Origin of the sequence: Streptomyces sp. NPDC058685 (genome assembly GCF_042714725.1) — a bacterium.
GTDB lineage: Bacteria > Actinomycetota > Actinomycetes > Streptomycetales > Streptomycetaceae > Streptomyces.
Genome location: NZ_JBHXSL010000046.1, coordinates 1 through 18,102 on the forward strand (window position 1 = coordinate 1; position 18,102 = coordinate 18,102).

The 18,102-nt window shown below is 72.2% G+C and carries 20 protein-coding genes; 8 read left to right on the forward strand and 12 right to left on the reverse strand.

What is annotated here, in order from left to right:
* Positions 1–144: 144 nt before the first annotated feature.
* Positions 145–897, reverse strand: coding sequence for a S1 family peptidase (locus ACFWU3_RS28390; RefSeq protein WP_384443401.1), 753 nt, complete (start codon positions 895–897; stop codon positions 145–147).
* Positions 898–1,138: 241 nt separating this feature from the next.
* On the opposite strand from ACFWU3_RS28390, the gene ACFWU3_RS28395 reads away from it, so the two are divergent.
* Together ACFWU3_RS28395 and ACFWU3_RS28400 are read left to right on the forward strand one after the other, a co-directional pair.
* Positions 1,139–2,041, forward strand: coding sequence for a hypothetical protein (locus tag ACFWU3_RS28395; RefSeq protein ID WP_384443501.1), 903 nt, complete (start codon positions 1,139–1,141; stop codon positions 2,039–2,041).
* A 23-nt stretch (positions 2,042–2,064) separates the two neighbouring features.
* Positions 2,065–3,678 carry an ankyrin repeat domain-containing protein gene (locus ACFWU3_RS28400; RefSeq protein WP_384443403.1) on the forward strand — a complete coding sequence of 538 codons (1,614 nt, stop codon included), beginning with the start codon at positions 2,065–2,067 and terminating at the stop codon, positions 3,676–3,678.
* A gap of 76 nt (positions 3,679–3,754) precedes the next feature.
* Here the strand turns inward: ACFWU3_RS28400 and ACFWU3_RS28405 are convergent, their stop codons facing one another.
* From ACFWU3_RS28405 to ACFWU3_RS28420, 4 genes are all read right to left on the reverse strand, one after another.
* Positions 3,755–4,141, reverse strand: a complete 387-nt coding sequence (locus tag ACFWU3_RS28405) for a barstar family protein (protein WP_384443405.1) — start codon at positions 4,139–4,141, stop codon at positions 3,755–3,757.
* Between the two features lie 18 nt (positions 4,142–4,159).
* On the reverse strand, positions 4,160–4,576 hold the full coding sequence (locus ACFWU3_RS28410; RefSeq protein WP_384443407.1) for a ribonuclease: 417 nt from the start codon (positions 4,574–4,576) through the stop codon (positions 4,160–4,162).
* 118 nt (positions 4,577–4,694) lie between these two features.
* Positions 4,695–5,576: an SDR family oxidoreductase gene (locus ACFWU3_RS28415; RefSeq protein WP_384443409.1), complete on the reverse strand. Its 882-nt coding sequence runs from the start codon at positions 5,574–5,576 to the stop codon at positions 4,695–4,697.
* Positions 5,573–6,421: an SDR family oxidoreductase gene (locus ACFWU3_RS28420; protein ID WP_384443411.1), complete on the reverse strand. Its 849-nt coding sequence runs from the start codon at positions 6,419–6,421 to the stop codon at positions 5,573–5,575. Before ACFWU3_RS28420 ends, ACFWU3_RS28415 begins: the two co-directional genes overlap by 4 nt.
* Positions 6,422–6,477: 56 nt before the next feature.
* Here ACFWU3_RS28420 and ACFWU3_RS28425 point away from each other — a divergent pair, with 56 nt between their 5' ends.
* Genes ACFWU3_RS28425 through ACFWU3_RS28440 form a run of 4 tightly spaced genes read left to right on the forward strand, consistent with a single transcriptional unit; the run spans position 6,478 to position 9,882 of the window.
* Positions 6,478–7,227: an enoyl-CoA hydratase family protein gene (locus ACFWU3_RS28425; protein ID WP_384443413.1), complete on the forward strand. Its 750-nt coding sequence runs from the start codon at positions 6,478–6,480 to the stop codon at positions 7,225–7,227.
* A complete protein-coding gene (locus ACFWU3_RS28430) occupies positions 7,224–8,075 on the forward strand; it encodes a CoA transferase subunit A (protein WP_384443415.1) in 852 nt (283 codons plus the stop codon). Before ACFWU3_RS28425 ends, ACFWU3_RS28430 begins: the two co-directional genes overlap by 4 nt.
* Entirely contained in the window at positions 8,072–8,818 is a 747-nt protein-coding gene (locus ACFWU3_RS28435) for a CoA-transferase subunit beta (protein ID WP_384443417.1), read from the forward strand. Before ACFWU3_RS28430 ends, ACFWU3_RS28435 begins: the two co-directional genes overlap by 4 nt.
* Positions 8,815–9,882 carry an NAD(P)H-dependent flavin oxidoreductase gene (locus ACFWU3_RS28440; protein WP_384443419.1) on the forward strand — a complete coding sequence of 356 codons (1,068 nt, stop codon included), beginning with the start codon at positions 8,815–8,817 and terminating at the stop codon, positions 9,880–9,882. The genes ACFWU3_RS28435 and ACFWU3_RS28440 overlap by 4 nt, the downstream gene beginning before the upstream one ends.
* A 9-nt stretch (positions 9,883–9,891) precedes the next feature.
* Here ACFWU3_RS28440 and ACFWU3_RS28445 read toward each other — a convergent pair whose 3' ends face one another.
* The 6 genes from ACFWU3_RS28445 to ACFWU3_RS28470 form a co-directional block, all read right to left on the reverse strand.
* The gene (locus ACFWU3_RS28445) at positions 9,892–11,559 is read right to left on the reverse strand and encodes a DEAD/DEAH box helicase (RefSeq protein ID WP_384443421.1); all 1,668 of its coding nucleotides are present in this window, start codon (positions 11,557–11,559) and stop codon (positions 9,892–9,894) included.
* Positions 11,560–11,655: 96 nt separating this feature from the next.
* Positions 11,656–11,859: a cold-shock protein gene (locus ACFWU3_RS28450; RefSeq protein WP_037915390.1), complete on the reverse strand. Its 204-nt coding sequence runs from the start codon at positions 11,857–11,859 to the stop codon at positions 11,656–11,658.
* 229 nt (positions 11,860–12,088) lie between these two features.
* Positions 12,089–12,577, reverse strand: a complete 489-nt coding sequence (locus ACFWU3_RS28455) for an SRPBCC family protein (RefSeq protein WP_384443423.1) — start codon at positions 12,575–12,577, stop codon at positions 12,089–12,091.
* Positions 12,578–12,745: 168 nt separating this feature from the next.
* On the reverse strand, positions 12,746–13,903 hold the full coding sequence (locus tag ACFWU3_RS28460) for an acetyl-CoA C-acetyltransferase (RefSeq protein ID WP_384443425.1): 1,158 nt from the start codon (positions 13,901–13,903) through the stop codon (positions 12,746–12,748).
* Positions 13,904–13,920: 17 nt separating this feature from the next.
* Complete coding sequence (locus ACFWU3_RS28465; protein ID WP_327684788.1) at positions 13,921–14,532, reverse strand: TetR/AcrR family transcriptional regulator; 612 nt, start codon at positions 14,530–14,532, stop codon at positions 13,921–13,923.
* 28 nt (positions 14,533–14,560) lie between these two features.
* Positions 14,561–15,349 carry an SDR family oxidoreductase gene (locus ACFWU3_RS28470; protein ID WP_384443427.1) on the reverse strand — a complete coding sequence of 263 codons (789 nt, stop codon included), beginning with the start codon at positions 15,347–15,349 and terminating at the stop codon, positions 14,561–14,563.
* Positions 15,350–15,395: 46 nt separating this feature from the next.
* Between ACFWU3_RS28470 and ACFWU3_RS28475 the strand changes: the two genes are divergently transcribed.
* Together ACFWU3_RS28475 and ACFWU3_RS28480 are read left to right on the forward strand one after the other, a co-directional pair.
* Entirely contained in the window at positions 15,396–16,535 is a 1,140-nt protein-coding gene (locus ACFWU3_RS28475; RefSeq protein ID WP_384443429.1) for an acyl-CoA dehydrogenase family protein, read from the forward strand.
* Entirely contained in the window at positions 16,535–17,560 is a 1,026-nt protein-coding gene (locus ACFWU3_RS28480) for an acyl-CoA dehydrogenase family protein (protein WP_384443431.1), read from the forward strand. The genes ACFWU3_RS28475 and ACFWU3_RS28480 overlap by 1 nt, the downstream gene beginning before the upstream one ends.
* On the opposite strand, the gene ACFWU3_RS28485 is transcribed toward ACFWU3_RS28480, so the two are convergent.
* Entirely contained in the window at positions 17,557–18,030 is a 474-nt protein-coding gene (locus ACFWU3_RS28485; RefSeq protein ID WP_384443433.1) for a pyridoxamine 5'-phosphate oxidase family protein, read from the reverse strand. The genes ACFWU3_RS28480 and ACFWU3_RS28485 overlap by 4 nt on opposite strands.
* Positions 18,031–18,102: the final 72 nt, after the last annotated feature.

Genomic DNA, 18,102 nt, shown 5'->3' on the forward strand with positions numbered 1-18,102 from the left:
TAATTCGGCGGGGGGTGGGTTTACCGCGCCCTGGTAATTTGGGGGGGCGTGTTTGTTATAAACGGGCCGGCCACCGGCCCTTGTTCCGGGGTTCTCCGGGGGCGGGCCGGGTCCGTGGCGGACCCGGCCGGACCGACTGTGTTGCTACAGCGTGGCGGCCGCGGACTTGATCGCGGCAGCGAAGGTGGACACCTCGGTGTAGACACCGGGGTAGTTGGGCCGTGCGCAGCCCTCGCCCCAGCTCACGATGCCGACCTGGATCCAGGCGTTGTTGTTGTCCTTGCGGAACATCGGGCCACCGGAGTCGCCCTGGCAGGTGTCGACGCCGCCCTGCGGGAGTCCGGCGCAGATCTCCTCACCGGCGACGAGGCTCGGGTAGGACTGCTTGCAGGAGGCGTCCGAGACGAACGGCACCTGGGCCTTGAGCAGGTAGCGCTGCTGCGCGCCGCCCTCACGGGCCGCACCCCAGCCGGCGACCGTGAAGGTGCCGTTGTTGTACGCCGTCGTGTCGGCGATCTTCAGTGTGGGGAGATTGATCGGCTTGGCCAGCTTGATCAGCGCCCAGTCCTTGCCCGTGCCGTTGTAGCCGGGGGCCTGGAGGACCTTGGTGGACTTGACCTTGACGGCGCTGGCGCTCTGCAGATCCACGACGCCGGCGGTGGCGGTGATGCTGGTGTTGTTGCCGGAGCCGGAGACACAGTGCGCGGCCGTGAGGACGATCTGCTGGGTGTACAGAGCGCCGCCACAGCCCATGGAGAGCCGGACCATGAAGGGGAACTCGCCCTGGGCGGCGCGGGTACCGCCGACGACGGGCGGCTGCGCGGCCGAGGCCGAGGAGGGCTGAAGGCTGACAGCGGCCAGCACGACAGCGCCGGCGGCGGCGCATCTCTTGACCATGCGAAGAAGCTGCTTCAACGGACTGCCTTTCGTGGGGGGTTCAGACTTACGCCGGCACCGGATCCAGGCAGCCGCGGCACGCAACTGACATGGGCCCGACAAGACGTGATCCGGATTATGGGGAGTGTGTCAGGTGCGCCACAAGGAGCAGTTTTCAGCCACGCCACCAGCGCGGATTCACCGCCCGTTCCCCGTAGAGTTGATCCCGGCCGACCATCGTGCATGGGGGGTACGGGACGTGGTGGCGAAGGACAGCGAGGTCGTACACGGCTATCCGCACCTGGACACCGTGCGGGCGGCGATCACCGCCCTGCACCGACGGCTCTCGTCCGAGGGTGTGCTCTCCTACGCGCCGAGCGTCCTGCCGGCCGACGTGGCCTTCGCCGATCAGGACGACCTCCATCTGGGCGCCCAGCGTGTCGCCCGGGCCCTGGTGCATCACCTGCGACTGCCGGACGCCCGGATGATCGTCAGCTTCCGCGAGATGACCCATGCGGCGAGCGTCGAACTGACGGCCGGACCTGAATACTTCATCGAGCTCAACGACCGGTTCCGTACGCACCGCCGGGACATCGGCGCGGCACTCGCCCACGAGATCATGCATGTCCTGCTCCACCGGCTCGGTCTCTCCTTCCCCGGCACTCGCGACAACGAGATCCTCACCGACACCGCCACCACCTATCTCGGAGCGGGCTGGCTGCTGCTCGACGCGTTCCGCGAGGACAGCGTCTCCAGTCAGAAACTCGGGTACCTCACGCCCGAGGAGTTCGGCTATGTCCTCGCCAAGCGGTCGCTCGTCTTCGACGAGGACCCCTCACCGTGGTTCACCAGCCCGCAGGGCTATACGGCATATACCAAGGGGAAGGCGCAGGCGCTGCGCGACGCGCAGCAGCCGCCGCTGACCACCGCCGGATGGACGGGCCGCCACCGCTACGCCAAGGACCGGCGGTACGCGCGGGAGCACGCCGGAGCGACCCCGCACCCGGAGTCCGGCGCGACCGGGTACGCCTTCGAGCAGGGCCCCGACGGCCTGCGCGTCTCGTTCTCGTGCCCCACCTGCCACCAGCGCATCCGGATCCCCGTGCGCGGCCGGGTGCGCGCCCGGTGCGGTCTGTGCCGGACGATTCTGGAATGCGACACCTGAGCGGTTTTCCGTAGGCTCGCGGGATGACGTACGAGCCCGCAGCACCCGTCCAGCAGCTCTTCGACGCCGTGTGGGAGGGCGCGGAGGACGCCGTCGTACGGCTGCTGCGGGCGGGAGTTCCCGCCGACGCGACCGACGAGGACGGACAGACGCCGCTGTACCGGGCCGCCGTGAGCGACGAGTTGGGCATCGTCCGGCTCCTGCTCGCGGCCGGCGCCGAGCCCGAGCGGCTCAGCGGGCACGAGGGCGGGGACCTGCCGCTGTGCGGAGCCGCCGTCGGCGGTCACACGGACGTCGTGCTGGCCCTGCTCGCCGCCGGCGCCCGGCCGGACACCGCGGAGGCCTTCGGCTTCACCGCCATGACCTGGGCCGTGCAGCTGGGGCACGCGGCGACGGTCGAGGCGCTGCTCGACCACGGCGCCGACCCCGATCTACCGGCTCCGCGGGGCGAACCCCCGCTGGTCCTGGCCGCGCGCCGGGGCTCGCCCCGCACCGTCAGGGCGCTGCTGCGGTACGGTGCGGGCGCACGGCAGGCGGCACTCGACGAGGCCCGCGCCTGGCTGGCGCGTGATGTCGAGAAGGAACTGCGCGCCGGGCTGCTGGAGGCGTACGGCGAGGGAACGCAGACGGTCGCGCGCCGCGTCGAGGAGGACGGCGGGGTGACGGTCGTGGTCGAGGTGCTGCGCGACGGGAAGCCGGTCGCGGGCAACGAGCAGCAGACCGGACATGCGGCGATCGCGACGCTCCTGGAGGAGGAGCTGGGCATCCAGACGCCGTACGCGACGCTGGCCGAGCGCGCGCTGCGCTGCGGGGACCGGGACCAGGACGACTGGGTGGAGGCGGTGCTGGCGCTGTGGAGGCGCGGCGACGAGGAGACGTTCCAGGCGGCGGCCGCGTGGTGTGCGAGCGACGATCCGCTGCGGCAGGCGTTCGCGGCGGAGGTACTGGCGCAGCCGGGCCCGGATCCGCACGCGGGTGCGCATACGAGTGCGGGTGCGGGTGCGGGTGCGGGTGCGGGAGGGCAGACGGATGCGGGTACGGGTACGGGCGCGGGCGCTGCCGGGGGGACGGCCGGGACCGCGCCGCACCGCCCCTTCGCCGCGCGGGCGCTGCCGCTGTTGCGCGAACTGGCCCGTGAGGCACGGGACGAGGAGCTGATCCGGGCCGCCGTCCTCGGGCTCGGCCACCACGGGGATCCGGCCGCACTGCCGGAGATCCTGCGCCACGCGGGACATCCGGACGCGGCCGTGCGCCACGACGTGGCGCTGTCGCTGTTCGGCCTGGTGCCGGACGGCCACCGGCAGGGCACCCGGACGCTGATCGCCCTCAGCCGTGACACGGACGACCAGGTCAGGGACTGGGCGACCACCGCGCTGGCGCACCTCGGCGGGGACACCGCGGAGATCCGCGAGGCTCTGGCGGCCCGGCTGGACGACCCCGACCCGGACACCGCGGCGGAGGCGGCACAGGGGCTGGCGAGGCGTCAGGACCCGCGGGCGGTCCCGGTACTGGCACGGATCCTGGCGGACGGGGATCCGGACGGCTACGCGCACGAGGCCGCGGCGGAGGCGGTACAGCTGATCCAGGACGAGACGGTCAGGCGCCGACTGGAGGGCACGGTCCCGCGCGTGCGCTGACCGAGAAGACCGAACCGCCGGCGCGGGAGCCCCGACTCCCCCGGAGCGGTTCCCGCGCGTGCGCCGACGCGCGAAGTCACAGCAGCCGTAGCACTCCGGGCGCGCGCTCCTCGATGATGCCGACCAGTTCGTCGAAGACGGTCGGCCCCTCGCCGGCTCGGGCGCGCTCCAGATCCTCCGCGACGGCCGCCTTGTTCGACGGATGACACCGGGCGAGCCGCAGCTCCAGCTGACGCGCCGTCTCCGGGTGCCCGAGGGCCCGGCGGGAGCTCTCGTGGTCGCGCCATTCGATGACGTAGTCACCGTCGTCGGGCGTGCCCATCCCGCCGCCGAGGCAGTCGGCGAAGGCATCGAGGTTGCGGCCGAAGTACCCCTCCGGCCCGTTCACGGCCTCGCCGATCACCCGCCAGAAGCTGTCCAGGCCGGTGACCTCCGCCCCGTCGATCACATAGGTCTTGGTCACGGGGCGGAGGATAACCGGTCAGCAGCCGTGGTCGACGAGGTCGAACGAGGCGTAGTGGTCGGCGGTGTAGTAGTCCTCCTGCGATGCCTCGCCCGTGACGATGCGGCGTGCGCCGCGGTCGGAGGAGCCCGGCGTCTTGACGGTGTACTCGTGGTAGTAGCCGGTCGAGTGCGACGGCAGGATGCCTTCCCGGTTCTGGAAGACCGTGCCGTCCTGCGGGTAGGGGAACGGCCCGCCCGCGTCGATGAGTTCGAGCGTGTCGTGGGCCTGGGACGGGAGGTCGGAATAGCAGATGTCACCGACCGCGGCGGCTGCTGTGGGGGCAGCCGTGAGGGTGGGGGTGTGGGTGGTGGCCGTGGCCTGCCCGCCGATGAGGAGGGTCGAGGCGAGGGCGGCGACCGCGCCGAGCGTGGCGATTCGTGGGGGGATTCGCATGTCGGCCATCATGACGCGCGTAGACATGCACGCGTCAAGGCGAACTCCTCGGTGTTTTCTGCGAATTAACCTGGGTGGATTCGTGGACACGAAGGTGTGGGGACGGTCTGAGAACCGGTCACCGGGCGCCGTGGACGGGCTGCGGAATCTCGGCGTCCGCCAGCAGTCTCCGTACGGTTTCGCCCACCTCCGACGGCTGCCGGCGAGCCCCCTTGTCGGCCGTCGGACCCGGCCGCCAGCCCTCCATGACGGTGATCCGCCCGGCCTCTGCCTCGAAGACCCGGCCGGTGACCCCCTCACTGGCGGCGGAACCCAGCCAGACGACGAGCGGGGACACATCCTCGGGCAGCGCGGTGAGCCCCGCGAACGTCTCCTCGGTCATCCTGGTGCGGGCCGCCGGGGCGATGGCGTTGACCTGGACCCCGTACCGGGCCAGCTCGGCCGCCGCGACCAGCGTCAGGCCGACGATCGCGGCCTTGGCCGCCGCATAGTTGCCCTGCCCGACACTGCCCGACAACCCTGCGCCGGAGGTGGTGTTGACGATGCGCGCGGCCACCGGCCGTCCGGCTTTGGCCTCGGCGCGCCAGTGCGCGGCGGCGTGCTTGAGCGGCAGGAAGTGCCCCCGGCCGTGCACCCTCATCACGGCGTCCCAGTCGTCCTCGTCGAGGTTGACGAGCATGCGGTCGCGCAGGAAGCCCGCGTTGTTGACCAGGGTGTCGAGCCGGCCCCAGGTCTCCAGAGCCGCGGCGACCAGGGAGGCGGCGCCCTCGCCGGTCGCGATGTCCCCGCCGTGCGCCACCGCCTCGCCGCCGGCCGCCCTGATCTCGTCGACGACCTGCCGCGCCGGGCCGGCCGAGGCGCCCGCTCCGTCCAGGCCCGCCCCCAGGTCGTTGACGACGACCCGGGCGCCCTCGGCGGCGAAGGCGAGGGCGTGCGCCCGCCCCAGCCCCCGTCCGGCGCCGGTGACGACGACCACGCGCTCCGCACAGATTCCCGTCATCTCACGTCTCCTTGTCGGCCGTGCCCTTGGGTGATCGTTTCCTCGTGGACCGCTTGCTCGTCGGCCGCTTCCTTGCCGCCCGTCTCCCTGTCGGCCGCTTCGTTGTTGACCGTCGCCGCACCGAGGAAGGCGGGGCGTTCCCCGCCTCCGTGCAGTAGCAGCGAGGCCCCGCTGATGTAGGCGGCGCGCTCCGAGGCGAGGAAGACGGCTGCGTCGCCGACGTCCGACGGCTGAGCGAGACGGCCGAGCGGGACGGTGCGGCCCACGGCGGCGATCCCCTCCTCGTCCCCGTAGTGCAGACCGGACAGTTCGGTGCGGACCATGCCGAGGACGAGCGTGTTCACCCGCACGTCCGGCGCCCACTCCACGGCCATCGAGCGGGCCAGGCTCTCCAGTCCGGCCTTGGCGGCTCCGTACGCGGCGGAGCCCGGCGAGGGCCGGCCTCCGCTGACGCTGCCGATCATGACGATCGAGCCCCGGGCCGCCCTGAGGTGGTCATGAGCGGCGAGGGACGCGGTCAGCGGGGTGACGAGGTTGAGCTCGACGACCCGAGCGTGACGCGCGGCGGCGCCGTCCGCGAGCAGCCGGTGAGGGGTGCCTCCGGCGTTGTTGACGAGGGTGTCGAGGCGGCCGTACCGGGCGGCCACGTCGTCGAAGAAGCCGGCCACCTCCTCGGCGTCACGCAGGTCCACAGGCACGAACTCGGCTCCGTCGAGCGGGACTTCGGGCGGTCTGCGCGCACAGACCACCACCCGGGCACCGGCCCGCAGGAAGGCCCGCGCGATGCCCGCGCCGACACCCCGCGTGCCGCCCGTGACGACGGCGACCCTCCCGTCCAGCTCCATCGGCTGCTACCTTCCTCACCTAACAAATGTTTGGTGGAAAGGTAGCTGATCCTCTCATGGGTGTCTCCACCACAAGCCCCGAGAAGGGCATCTCACGCGTCACGGCCGACTTCCCACCCGTCAACGCCCTTCCCGTGCAGGGCTGGTACGAGCTCGCGGACGCCGTCCGCGCGGCGGGCCGGGACCCCGCGACCCGCTGTGTGGTGCTGACCGCCGCCGGCCGCGGGTTCAACGCCGGCGTCGACATCAAGGAGATGCAGCGCGACCCCGGGCACGACACCCTCATCGGCGCCAACCGCGGCTGCTACGAGGCCTTCGCCGCGGTCTACGAGTGCGAGGTCCCCGTCGTCGCCGCGGTGCACGGCCACTGCCTGGGCGGCGGCATCGGGCTCGTCGGCAACGCGGACGCGATCGTCGCCTCGGACGACGCCACGTTCGGCCTGCCGGAGCTGGACCGCGGCGCGCTCGGCGCCGCCACCCATCTCGCCCGCCTGGTGCCGCAGCATCTGATGCGCGCCCTGTACTACACCTCGCGCACCGCGACGGCCGCCGAGCTGCATCACCACGGCTCCGTCTGGAAGGTCGTCCCGCGCGATGAACTCCAGGACGCGGCACTGGAGTTGGCCCGGGAGATCGCGCGCAAGGACGGCACCCTCATCCGGCTGGCCAAGGCGGCGATCAACGGCATCGACCCCGTCGACGTACGCCGCAGCTACCGCTTCGAGCAGGGCTTCACCTTCGAGGCGGGTCTCAGCGGGGTCGCCGACCGCGTCCGCGACACCTTCGGGAAGGAACCGCAGCCGTGACCGACAAGACCATGACGCCCGAGGACGTGGTGGGGCGCCTGCGCAGCGGGATGACCATCGGCATCGGCGGCTGGGGGTCGCGCCGCAAGCCGATGGCCCTGGTGCGCGCGCTGCTCCGCTCCGAGATCACCGATCTGACCGTCATCTCCTACGGCGGCCCCGACGTCGGCATGCTCGCCGCCGCCCGCCGGATCGGCCGGCTGGTCACGCCCTTCGTCACCCTCGACTCGATCCCGCTCGAACCGCACTACCGCGCCGCCCGCCAGCGGGGCGACTTCGCCCTCACCGAGATCGACGAGGCGATGTTCATGTGGGGCCTGCACGCGGCCGCCAACCGGCTGCCCTTCCTTCCGGTGCGGGCGGGCCTCGGCTCCGACGTCATGCGGGTCAACCCCGAGCTGCGGACGGTCACTTCGCCCTACGAGGACGGCGAGGAGTTCGTCGCCGTGCCGTCGCTGCGCATGGATGCCGCGCTCGTCCACCTCAACCGGGCCGACCGGCAGGGCAACGGCCAGTACCTGGGCCCCGACCCCTACTTCGACGACCTGTTCTGCCAGTCCGCCGACGCCGCGTACGTCTCCTGCGACCAGTTGGTGGAGACGGCCGAGCTCACCAAGGACGCGGCCCCGCAGACCCTGCTGGTCGCCCGGCACTCGGTCACCGGGGTGGTGGAGGCCCCGAACGGCGCGCACTTCACCTCCTGCGCCCCCGACCACGGGCGCGACGAGGCGTTCCAGCGGATGTACGCCGGCACGCCCTGGGACGAGTTCGCGGGACGATTCCTGGCCGGGGCCGGCGAAAGCGACTACCAACGCGCCGTACAGGCCTGGCACAAGGAGCAGCAGTGACCCCGACACGGACCGCATCCCGGGCCGAGTACTGCGTCGTCGCCTGCGCCGAGGCATGGCGCGGCGACGGCGAGATCCTGGCCAGTCCGATGGGGCTGATCCCCTCGGCCGGGGCCCGCCTCGCCCGGCACACCTTCTCGCCCGGCCTCCTGCTCACCGACGGCGAGGCGATGCTCGTCGGCCCGGACGGCACAGTGGAGGGCTGGCTTCCCTACCGTCAGCACCTGACCATGGTCACCGGCGGCCGACGGCACGTCATGATGGGTGCGAGCCAGATCGACCGCTTCGGCAACCAGAACATCTCCTGCATCGGGGACTGGCGGCAGCCCACGCGCCAGCTCCTCGGCGTCCGCGGAGCGCCCGTCAACACCCTGAACAATCCGGTGAGTTACTGGGTGCCCAAGCACTCGGCCCGGGTCTTCGTCCCGAAGGTCGACGTGGTGTGCGGGGTGGGTCACGACAACGCCGCCGCCGCCGGCCCCAGTGCCACCCGGTTCCACCGCATCCCGCGCGTGGTGTCCGACCTGGGCGTCTTCGACTTCGCCACCCCCGACCGCTCGATGCGGCTCGCCTCCCTGCACCCCGGTGTCACGCTCGACCGGGTGCGGGAGGCCACCGGCTTCGCGCTGACGGTCCCGGACGACGTCCCGTACACACGCGAGCCGACCGAGGACGAACTGCGGCTGATCCGCGAGGTGATCGACCCGGAGGGGCTGCGGGAGCGCGAGGTTCCCGCCCGATGACGGGTCGTGTCCGGACGGCGCTCACCGAACTCACGGGTGTACGCCATCCGATCGTGCAGACCGGGATGGGCTGGGTGGCGGGCCCACGGCTGGTGTCCGCGGCGGCGGAGGCCGGCGCGCTCGGCATCCTCGCCTCGGCGACGATGACCACCGACGAACTGCGCCGTGCGGTGCGCGAGGTCTCCTCCCGCACGGACGCGCCGTTCGGGGTCAACCTCCGCGCCGACGCGGGAGATGCGCGCGAACGGGTGCGGATCATCGTCGAAGAGGGTGTACGGGTCGCCTCCTTCGCCCTCGCGCCCTCACGGGAGCTGATCGCCGAGCTCAAGGACGCGGGGGTGGTCGTGATCCCGTCGGTCGGGGCGCGACGGCACGCGGAGAAGGTGGCCGCCTGGGGCGCGGACGCGGTGATCGTGCAGGGCGGCGAGGGCGGCGGCCACACCGGCGATGTCGCCACCACCGTGCTGCTGCCGCAGGTCGTGGACGCGGTCGGCATCCCGGTGATCGCGGCCGGCGGGTTCCGCGACGGACGGGGCCTGGTGGCGGCGCTCGCGTACGGTGCGGCGGGCATCGCGATGGGCACCCGGTTCCTGCTCACCGCCGAGTCGACGGTTCCGGACGCGGTGAAGGCGAGGTATCTCGCGGCGTCCGTGAAGGACGTGACGGTGACGACGGCCGTCGACGGACTGCCGCACCGGATGCTGCGGACGGACCTGGTCGACTCGCTGGAGCGGCACGGCCGTACGCGCACCCTGGCCCGTGCGGTACGCCACGCGGCCGGCTTCCGAAAGCTCTCCGGTCTGAGCTGGTCACGGATGCTCCGCGACGGCCTGGCCATGAAGCACGGGCGGGAACTGTCGTGGAGCCAGGTGCTGCTCGCCGCCAACACACCCATGCTGTTGCGGGCCTCCATGGTGGAGGGGCGCACCGACCTGGGGGTGATGGCGTCGGGTCAGGTCGCGGGGGTCATCGACGACCTGCCCACCTGTGCGGAGCTCGTCGACCGGGTCATGGCCGAGGCCCGGCAGGTGCTCGACGCACTGCCGGGCCCCGGTCGTCCCTGAGAACCGCGGTCAGGCCGCCCTGCGACGGCTGCTCTGCGCCGTGCGCTGGCGGCCGGCGGCCTGGCCGCCTGCCTGACCCTGGCGCGCCTGGCCACCCTGACGGGCCGATGCGCCCTGCCGGGACTGACCGCTCTGGCGTGCCTGACCGCCCTGACCGGTCCGGCCGCCCTCACGGGCCTGCCCGCCCCGGCGGCCGCCGCCGGCACTGCGCGCCCGGCCCTGCGTCTGACGGGGTCGCTGCTGCTGGGCGGCCGGCTCCGGCACCTCGATGGTGACGGCGACGCCCGAGGGCTCCCGAGCGCCGGTGATCCGGCTGAGTTCCTCGTCGCTCGACTTGATCCGCGCGGTCTGCGGGCTGATGCCGGCGTCCGCCATCAGCCGCGTCATCTCACGCCGCTGCTCGGGCAGCACCAGCGTGACCACGCTGCCGGACTCCCCCGCGCGGGCGGTACGGCCGCCGCGGTGCAGATAGTCCTTGTGGTCGACGGGCGGGTCGATGTTCACCACGAGTTCGAGATCGTCGACGTGGATGCCACGGGCCGCCACATTGGTCGCGACCAGCGCGGTGACCTGCCCGTTCTTGAACTGGTCCAGGGTGCGGTTGCGCTGCGGCTGCGAACGGCCGCCGTGCAGCGCCGCCGCGCGGACACCGCTGGCCAGCAGCCGCTTCGCGAAGCGGTCCGCGGCACGCTTGGTGTCGACGAAGAGAATCACCCGGCCGTCGCGGGCCGCGATACGGGTGGCCACGGCCTTCTTGTCGGTCTCGTCAGCGACATGCAGCACATGGTGCTCCATGGTGGTGACGGCTCCCACGGAGGCGTCGACCGAGTGCACGACGGGATCGGTCAGGAACATCCGGACGAGCCGGTCTATGTTCTTGTCCAGCGTCGCCGAGAAGAGCATCCGCTGACCGTCCGGCTCGACCTGCTTCAGCAGCGCCGTGACCTGGGGCATGAACCCCATGTCGGCCATCTGGTCGGCCTCGTCGAGGACCGTGATGGACACCCGGTCCAGCGAGCAGTCGCCGCGCTCGATCAGGTCCTTGAGCCGCCCGGGCGTGGCCACGAGCACCTCGGCGCCGCGGCGCAGCGAGCCCGCCTGCTTGGAGATCGACAGCCCGCCGACGACGGTGGTGAGCCGCAGCTGCACCGAGGTCGCGTACGGGGTCAGCGCGTCGGTGACCTGCTGCGCGAGTTCACGGGTCGGCACCAGGACGAGCGCGAGGGGCGCCCGGGGTTCGGCACGGCGGCCGGCGGTGCGGGCGAGCAGCGCGAGCCCGAAGGCCAGCGTCTTGCCCGAACCGGTGCGTCCGCGGCCGAGGATGTCACGGCCTGCGAGCGAGTTCGGCAGGGTCGCCGCCTGGATGGGGAAAGGCTCGGTCAGTCCCTGGGCCACGAGGGTCTTCAGCAATGCGGCCGGCATGTCCAGCTCGTCGAATGCGTGAACGGCGGGCAGCGCCGGGGTTACGGTTTCCGGCAGCGCGAATTCCTGCGGGGGAGCCGCCTTGCGGGCGGGGCCCTTGCCGGGGTTCTTTCGCGAGCCGTTGCCCGCTGTCTTTGCCGCGGGCCTGCCGGAGCCGGAGCCACGGGAATCAGCCGTGCGCTTACGGGCCGGGCGCGCCGGGCGGTCCTGACGTGCCGGACGGTCCTGGCCGGCCGGTCGATCGGAGCGAGTCATGCGGTATTGCCTTCCTGGGCCTCGGGACAGCACGCACAAGCCGGGGCCCGCACCCTTGAGGGTGCGGGCCCCGGCTAGGAGTCACGCGCCGACGGTTCAGGCCGGGACGATGTTCTCCGCCTGCGGGCCCTTCTGGCCCTGCGTGACGTCGAAGGAAACCTTCTGGCCCTCCTGGAGCTCACGGAAGCCCTGGGTGGCGATGTTCGAGTAGTGGGCGAAGACGTCGGCGCCGCCGCCGTCCTGCTCGATGAAGCCGAAGCCCTTTTCCGCGTTGAACCACTTCACGGTTCCAGTAGCCATGTCATTACTCCTAAAACGAGGGGCAAGCCGGAAATCCACACCTCGTGGATTTCCCATCGCCGCATTGACCCCCATCCGGAAAAGACCGGCAAACAAAATATGCGCCTGCGGAAGCATCCCGTCAGGCGCACACAAAGTTCATGGGTACCAAAACTGCAACACAGTAACCGTAGCATGCCCCTTCCTGAATGGCTCGCAGGCACGGCCGTTTCTTGATCACGCGGCGGAATCACGGGAGGGGCGTCGGCCCGGTGATCTCGGCCAGATGCCGGAGCGAGTTACCGAGGTGCTCGGGGCCGAACGGGGGGAACCGGAGGTACTCACGGACGGACCGCGGCACCGCGGACCAGTCGTAGGTGAGCGTCACCTCGGTCCCGGACGGACCGAGCGGCGTCAGGTCGTACCGCCAGAACCAGCCACCGAACTCCAGGTGACCGTCGCCCTGGGGGTCGTACCCCGTCCGCCAGCCGATGGCGCGCGGCGGGTCGGCCACCTGAACCTCGTTGAACACCTGGTAGTCGCCGTCCGGATGGCCGGGGTGGTACATGTCCATCCGGAAAAGCTGTCCCACCTCGGTCAGGGGCACCCGGTCGACGGCTTCCTGGACCCAGCCGGTGCCGTCGATCGAGGCGTGGGTCGTCGGGTCCGCCAGCACCGCGTACACCCTCGCGGGGGGCACGGCGACGGTCAGGGTGGCGGTCTCGTTCTCCTCGGGCACGGTGTCCACGCTCCTCGTCGTCTCGTCCCGGGCCTCCCGCCGGCACGGAGGGAGACGCTCACAGGGGAGACGACGCGGCGGGGCGGAACTCATCGGTCCTACGGGCACAGCCCCGCCCGGCCACGGCGGGCTCGCGGCGGAAGCACGGACGGGGCTGCCGGCCAGGACCTAGAGCCGTTCGACGATGGTCACGTTCGCCTGGCCGCCGCCCTCGCACATCGTCTGGAGGCCGTAGCGGCCGCCCGTACGTTCCAGTTCGTGGAGCAGCGTCGTCATGAGCCGCACTCCCGTCGCGCCCAGCGGATGGCCGAGCGCGATCGCGCCGCCGTTGGCGTTCACCCGGGCCGGGTCGGCGCCGGTCTCCTTCAGCCACGCCAGGACGACGGGGGCGAAGGCCTCGTTGATCTCGACCAGGTCCATCTCGTCGATCGACATGCCGGTCTTCTTGAGCGCGTGGGCCGTCGCCGGGATCGGGGCGGAGAGCATGCGGATGGGATCCTCGCCGCGCACCGACAGATGGTGGATGCGGGCCCGCGGCGTCAGACCGTGCTCGCGGACGGCCCGCTCGCTCGCCACCAGCATCGCCGCGGCGCCGTCCGAGACCTGCGAGGAGCACGCCGCGGTGATGGTGCCGTCCGGCATCACGGGTTCCAGGCCCGCCATCTTCTCCACCGTGGTGTCACGGCGGGGGCCCTCGTCCACGGTCACGTCGCCGTACGCCACGGTCTCGCGCGCGAAACGCCCCTCGTCGATCGCCCGGACCGCGCGCCGGTGGGAGCGAAGGGCGTACTCCTCCTGGTCGCGGCGGGTGATGCCCCACTTCGCGGCGATCAGCTCGGCGCCGTGGAACTGGTTGACCGGCTGATCGCCGTACCGCGCCCGCCAGCCCTCGCTGCCCGCGAAGGGGCCCTCGGTCAGCCCGAGCGGACCGGCGGCCTGCCGGGAGGCGAACGCGATGGGGATCATCGACATGTTCTGGGTGCCGCCCGCGACCACCAGGTCCTGGGTGCCGGAGAGGACCGCCTGGGCCGCGAAGTGCACGGCCTGCTGCGACGAGCCGCACTGCCGGTCGACGGTCACGCCCGGCACCTCCTCGGGCAGCCCCGCCGCGAGCCACGCGGTCCGCGCGATGTCGCCGGCCTGCGGGCCCACGGTGTCCAGACAGCCGAAGACGACGTCCTCGACGGCCGACGGATCGACACCGGAGCGGGCCATCAGGGCGGTGAGCACATGCGCGCCCAGGTCGGCGGGGTGGACACCCGCGAGGCCTCCCCTGCGCCGGCCCACCGGGGTCCGTACCGCTTCGACGATGTAGGCCTCGCCCATGACAACTCCTCGGTCGTTTACTGACGTACGGCGATTCCGTCCAGCACCATCGACAGATACTGGCGGGCGATCTCCTCGGGACTGTGCTGTCCGCCGGGCCGGTACCAGGACGCCGCGACCCACACGGTGTCGCGCACGAACCGGTAGGTCAGCCGGACGTCCAGGTCGGCGCGGAAGACCCGGTCGGCGACGCCGCGTTCCAGCGTCCCGAGCCAGGCCTTCTCGAACTTCTGCTGCGAGTCGGTGAGGTAGTGGAAGCGGGGCTGCGCGGCCAGGTGCCGGGACTCCTTCTGGTAGATCGCGACGGCGGCCCGGTGCCGGTCGATCTCCCGGAACGACTCGGTGACGAGGGCCTCGATGGTCTCCCTCGGACCGAGGCCGGCCGCGAGGACGCTGTCGTAGCCCTGCCACAGCTCGTCCAGGAACGTGGAGAGGATCTCGTCGACCATCGATTCCTTGGAATCGAAGTGGTAGTAGAGGCTGCCGGCGAGCATCCCGGCCTCGTCCGCGATCCTGCGGACGGTGGTGGCGTTGTACCCCTGCGCGGCGAACACCTCGGCGGCGAGGGCGAGGAGTTCACGCCGGCGCTCGGGCGAGGGGGTCACCTGGTTCTTCTTCTTGTTCGGCACACGGTCATTGTCGGGGGCTCTCGGCGGGCTACGGATGGCGGCTGCTGACGGAGACGACCTCGCCGGTGAGATACGAGGCGTAGCCGCTGGCCAGGAAGACGATGGCGTTGGCGATCTCCCACGGCTCGGCGGGCCGGCCGAACGCCTCCTTGGCGGTCAGATCGGCCAGCACCTCGGCGGAGGTGACCTTCACCAGATGGGGGTGCATGGCGAGGCTGGGGGCGACCGCGTTGACGCGGACGCCGTGGTCGGCGGCCTCGACGGCGGCGCAGCGGGTGAGCGCCATGACCCCGGCCTTGGCGGCGGCGTAGTGCGCCTGGCCGGCCTGGGCCCGCCAGCCCACCACGGACGCGTTGTTGACGATCGCTCCGCCGTTCCCGCCCGCCCGGAAGGCACGCAGGGCGGCGCGGGTGCAGCGGAACGTGCCGGTGAGGGTGACGCCGAGGACGCTGTCCCACTGCTCGTCGGTCATGTCGACGAGTTCGGACGTACCGCCGAGGCCGGCGTTGTTGACGACGATGTCGAGTCCGCCGTGCTCCTCGGCCGCGCGGTCGAACAGCGCCTGCACTTGGGCCTCGTCGGTGACGTCGCACGGCTGGGAGGAGACGGCGGAGGCGCCGAACTCCGCGGCGAGCGCTGCCTCCGTCTCCTTCAGCCGGCGTGTGTGGGCGTCGCTGATCAGGATGCGCGCGCCCTCCTCCAGGAACCTGCGGGCGGTCGCTCCGCCGATCCCGGCGCCGGCCGCGGCGGTGAGCACGGCGGTACGGCCTTTCAGCAGGCCGTGGCCCGGTACGTACTGAGCCCTGTTGTCCGTCACACCGGCACGTTAACCTACCAAACACTTGTTAGGGAAGGATGCGCGTATGGACCTGCACCACTCCCCCGAGGACGAGGCGCTCCGGGCCGAGGCCCGCGACTGGCTCGCCGCGCAGGTGCCGGAGCACCCGCTGCCGTCCCTGGAGACACGCGAGGGGTTCGCGGCCCACCGCGCCTGGGAGGCGCGGCTCCACGCGGACCGCTGGTCGGTCGTCTCGTGGCCGAGGGAGTACGGCGGCCGGGGCGCCGGACTGTTCGCCTGGCTGCTCTTCGAGCAGGAGTACTACGCCGCCGGCGCACCCGGGCGGGTCTCGCAGAACGGCATCAACCTCCTCGCGCCCACCCTCTTCGACCACGGCACCGAGGAGCAGCGGGCCCGGGTGCTGCCCCCGATGGCGAGCGGCGAGGTCGTCTGGGCCCAGGCATGGTCCGAACCCGAGGCCGGCTCCGATCTCGCGTCGCTGCGTTCGCGGGCCGTCCCGACGGACGGGGGCTGGCTGCTGAACGGCCAGAAGACCTGGTCGTCGCGGGCCGCGTTCGCGGACCGCGCGTTCGGCATCTTCCGCAGCGATCCCCGGGCGGACCGGCCCCACCAGGGCCTGACGTATCTGATGTTCGACCTGTCGGCGCCCGGGGTGAGCGTTCGCCCGATCGGCCGCCTCGACGGGAAGCCCGCCTTCGCCGAACTCTTCCTCGACGACGTCTTCGTGCCGGACGAGGACGTGATCGGCGAGCCGGGCCGGGGCTGGCGGATCGCGATGTCCACGACGGGCAACGAACGGGGGCTGACGCTGCGCTCCCCCGGCCGCTTCCTGGCCGCGGCCGGCCGTCTCGTACGGCAGTGGCGGGAGGGGGGCGAGGACCCGGGCGTACGGGACCGGGTCGCGGACGCGGTGATCGGCGCGCGGGCCTACGAGTTGTTCACCTGGGCGGGCGCCTCGCGCTTCGCGCGGGGCGGCAGCATCGGCGCGGAGTCCAGTCTCAACAAGGTGTTCTGGTCCGAGTACGACATCGCCCTGCACGAGACAGCGCTCGACCTGCTGGGTGAGGAGGGCGAACTGTCCGACACGGCCTGGGCGGAGGGCCACCTCTTCTCGCTGGCGGGACCGATCTACGCGGGGACCAACGAGATCCAGCGCGACATCATCGCCGAGCGGCTGCTCGGCCTTCCGAAGGGCCGCCGCTGATGGATCTGACGCCGACCGCCGAACAGCTCGGTTTCGTCCGCTCGCTGGAGGCGATGCTGACCGCGGCGGACGTTCCGCCGGCGGCCCGCGCCTGGGCCGCGGGCGACACCGCGCCGGGCCGGGCGGTGTGGTCACGGCTCGCGGACGCGGGCCTCTTCGCGCTCGCGGCGCCGGAGACGTACGACGGCGTGGGCCCGCTCCCGGTCGAGCTGGCGCTCGCCTTCACGGAGCTGGGCCGCGCGGCCGTGCCGGGGCCGCTCGTGGAGACGGTCGGCGCCGTGGTCCTGCTGGCGCAGCTGGCCGAACTGGGCGACGCGGCACCGGCGAAGCGCCTGCTGCCGGGGCTGGTGGCGGGGGACGAGACGGCGACGCTGACCGTGGCGGGCCACGGCGCCCTTGCCCTGGACCCCGCCGCGGCGGGCCTGCTGCTCGTGGTCGAACCGGAGGAACCGGACGGCGGCGCGGCCCGGCTGCGGTGTGCGCCCGGGCACGGGCCCGTGCGGGTCTCCGCCGACCCCGTCCGGCGTCTCGCCGCCCCGCTGGCCGGCGGGGAGATTCTCGCGAGCGGTCCGCACGTGGCCGCCGCCGCCGATCGCGCGGCCGCGCTGGCGAGGCTGCTCACCGCCGCGCAGGCACTCGGCGTGGGGCTCACCCTTCTGGAAGCGACCGTGGCCCACGTCAGGCAACGCACCCAGTTCGGCGTCGCCGTCGGCTCGTTCCAGGCGGTGAAGCACCGGCTCGCGGACACGCTGATCGGGCTGGAGTTCGCGAGGCCGCTGCTGCACGGGGCCGCGCTCACCCTGGCTCCCGCGGACATCTGCGCCGCGAAGGTCACCGCGGGCGAGGCAGCGTACGCGGCGGCCGGGACGGCGCTGCAACTGCACGGCGCCGTCGGGTACACGGACGAGCTGGACCTCGCGCTGTGGCTGCGCAAGGCCCGGCCCCTGCGGGACGCGTGGGGCTCCCCCGCCCGCTGCCGGGCGGAGGTGCTGGCCGGCCCCACCCGGCGCCGGGGAGTGTCCTAGCGACGCCGGACGGTCCGCAGCGAGCCGCCCGGGCTCCAGGACTGGACGACCAGCTCCTGGCCCTCGACGAACGTCCGGACCACCTCGCCGAGTTCGACACGGAAGAGATGGAACGGTTCCGGCGGTCCGACCTCGGCCACGAACGCGGCGATCCGCGCGGGGTCGGTCACCTCCAGCGCCCGCCCGGAGATCCGTACGTCGCCGCCGTCCATGGAGTCGTCGGGCCCCGGGTTGGCGTGCACGGCGAAGCGCGGATCCCGCTTCAGGTCCTGAGCCTTGCGGGAGTCCGGCATCATGCCGAGCCACAACTCCCCGCCGCGGAAGGTCACTTCCAGCCCTGTCAGGCGCGGCGACCCGTCCTTGCGCAGGGTGGCGAGGACATGGTGCTTGTAGCGCTCGAAACGGCTCTGCACGGTGGCGGCGAACTCGGGCTCGGCCGCAAGGAAGCCGGCCCACGTGGATGAGGTCATGCGTCCATCGAACCGCAGAAACCGGACATCTCCTGTCGGGATTCCCGGTGACACACGGTGACACCTCCCGCG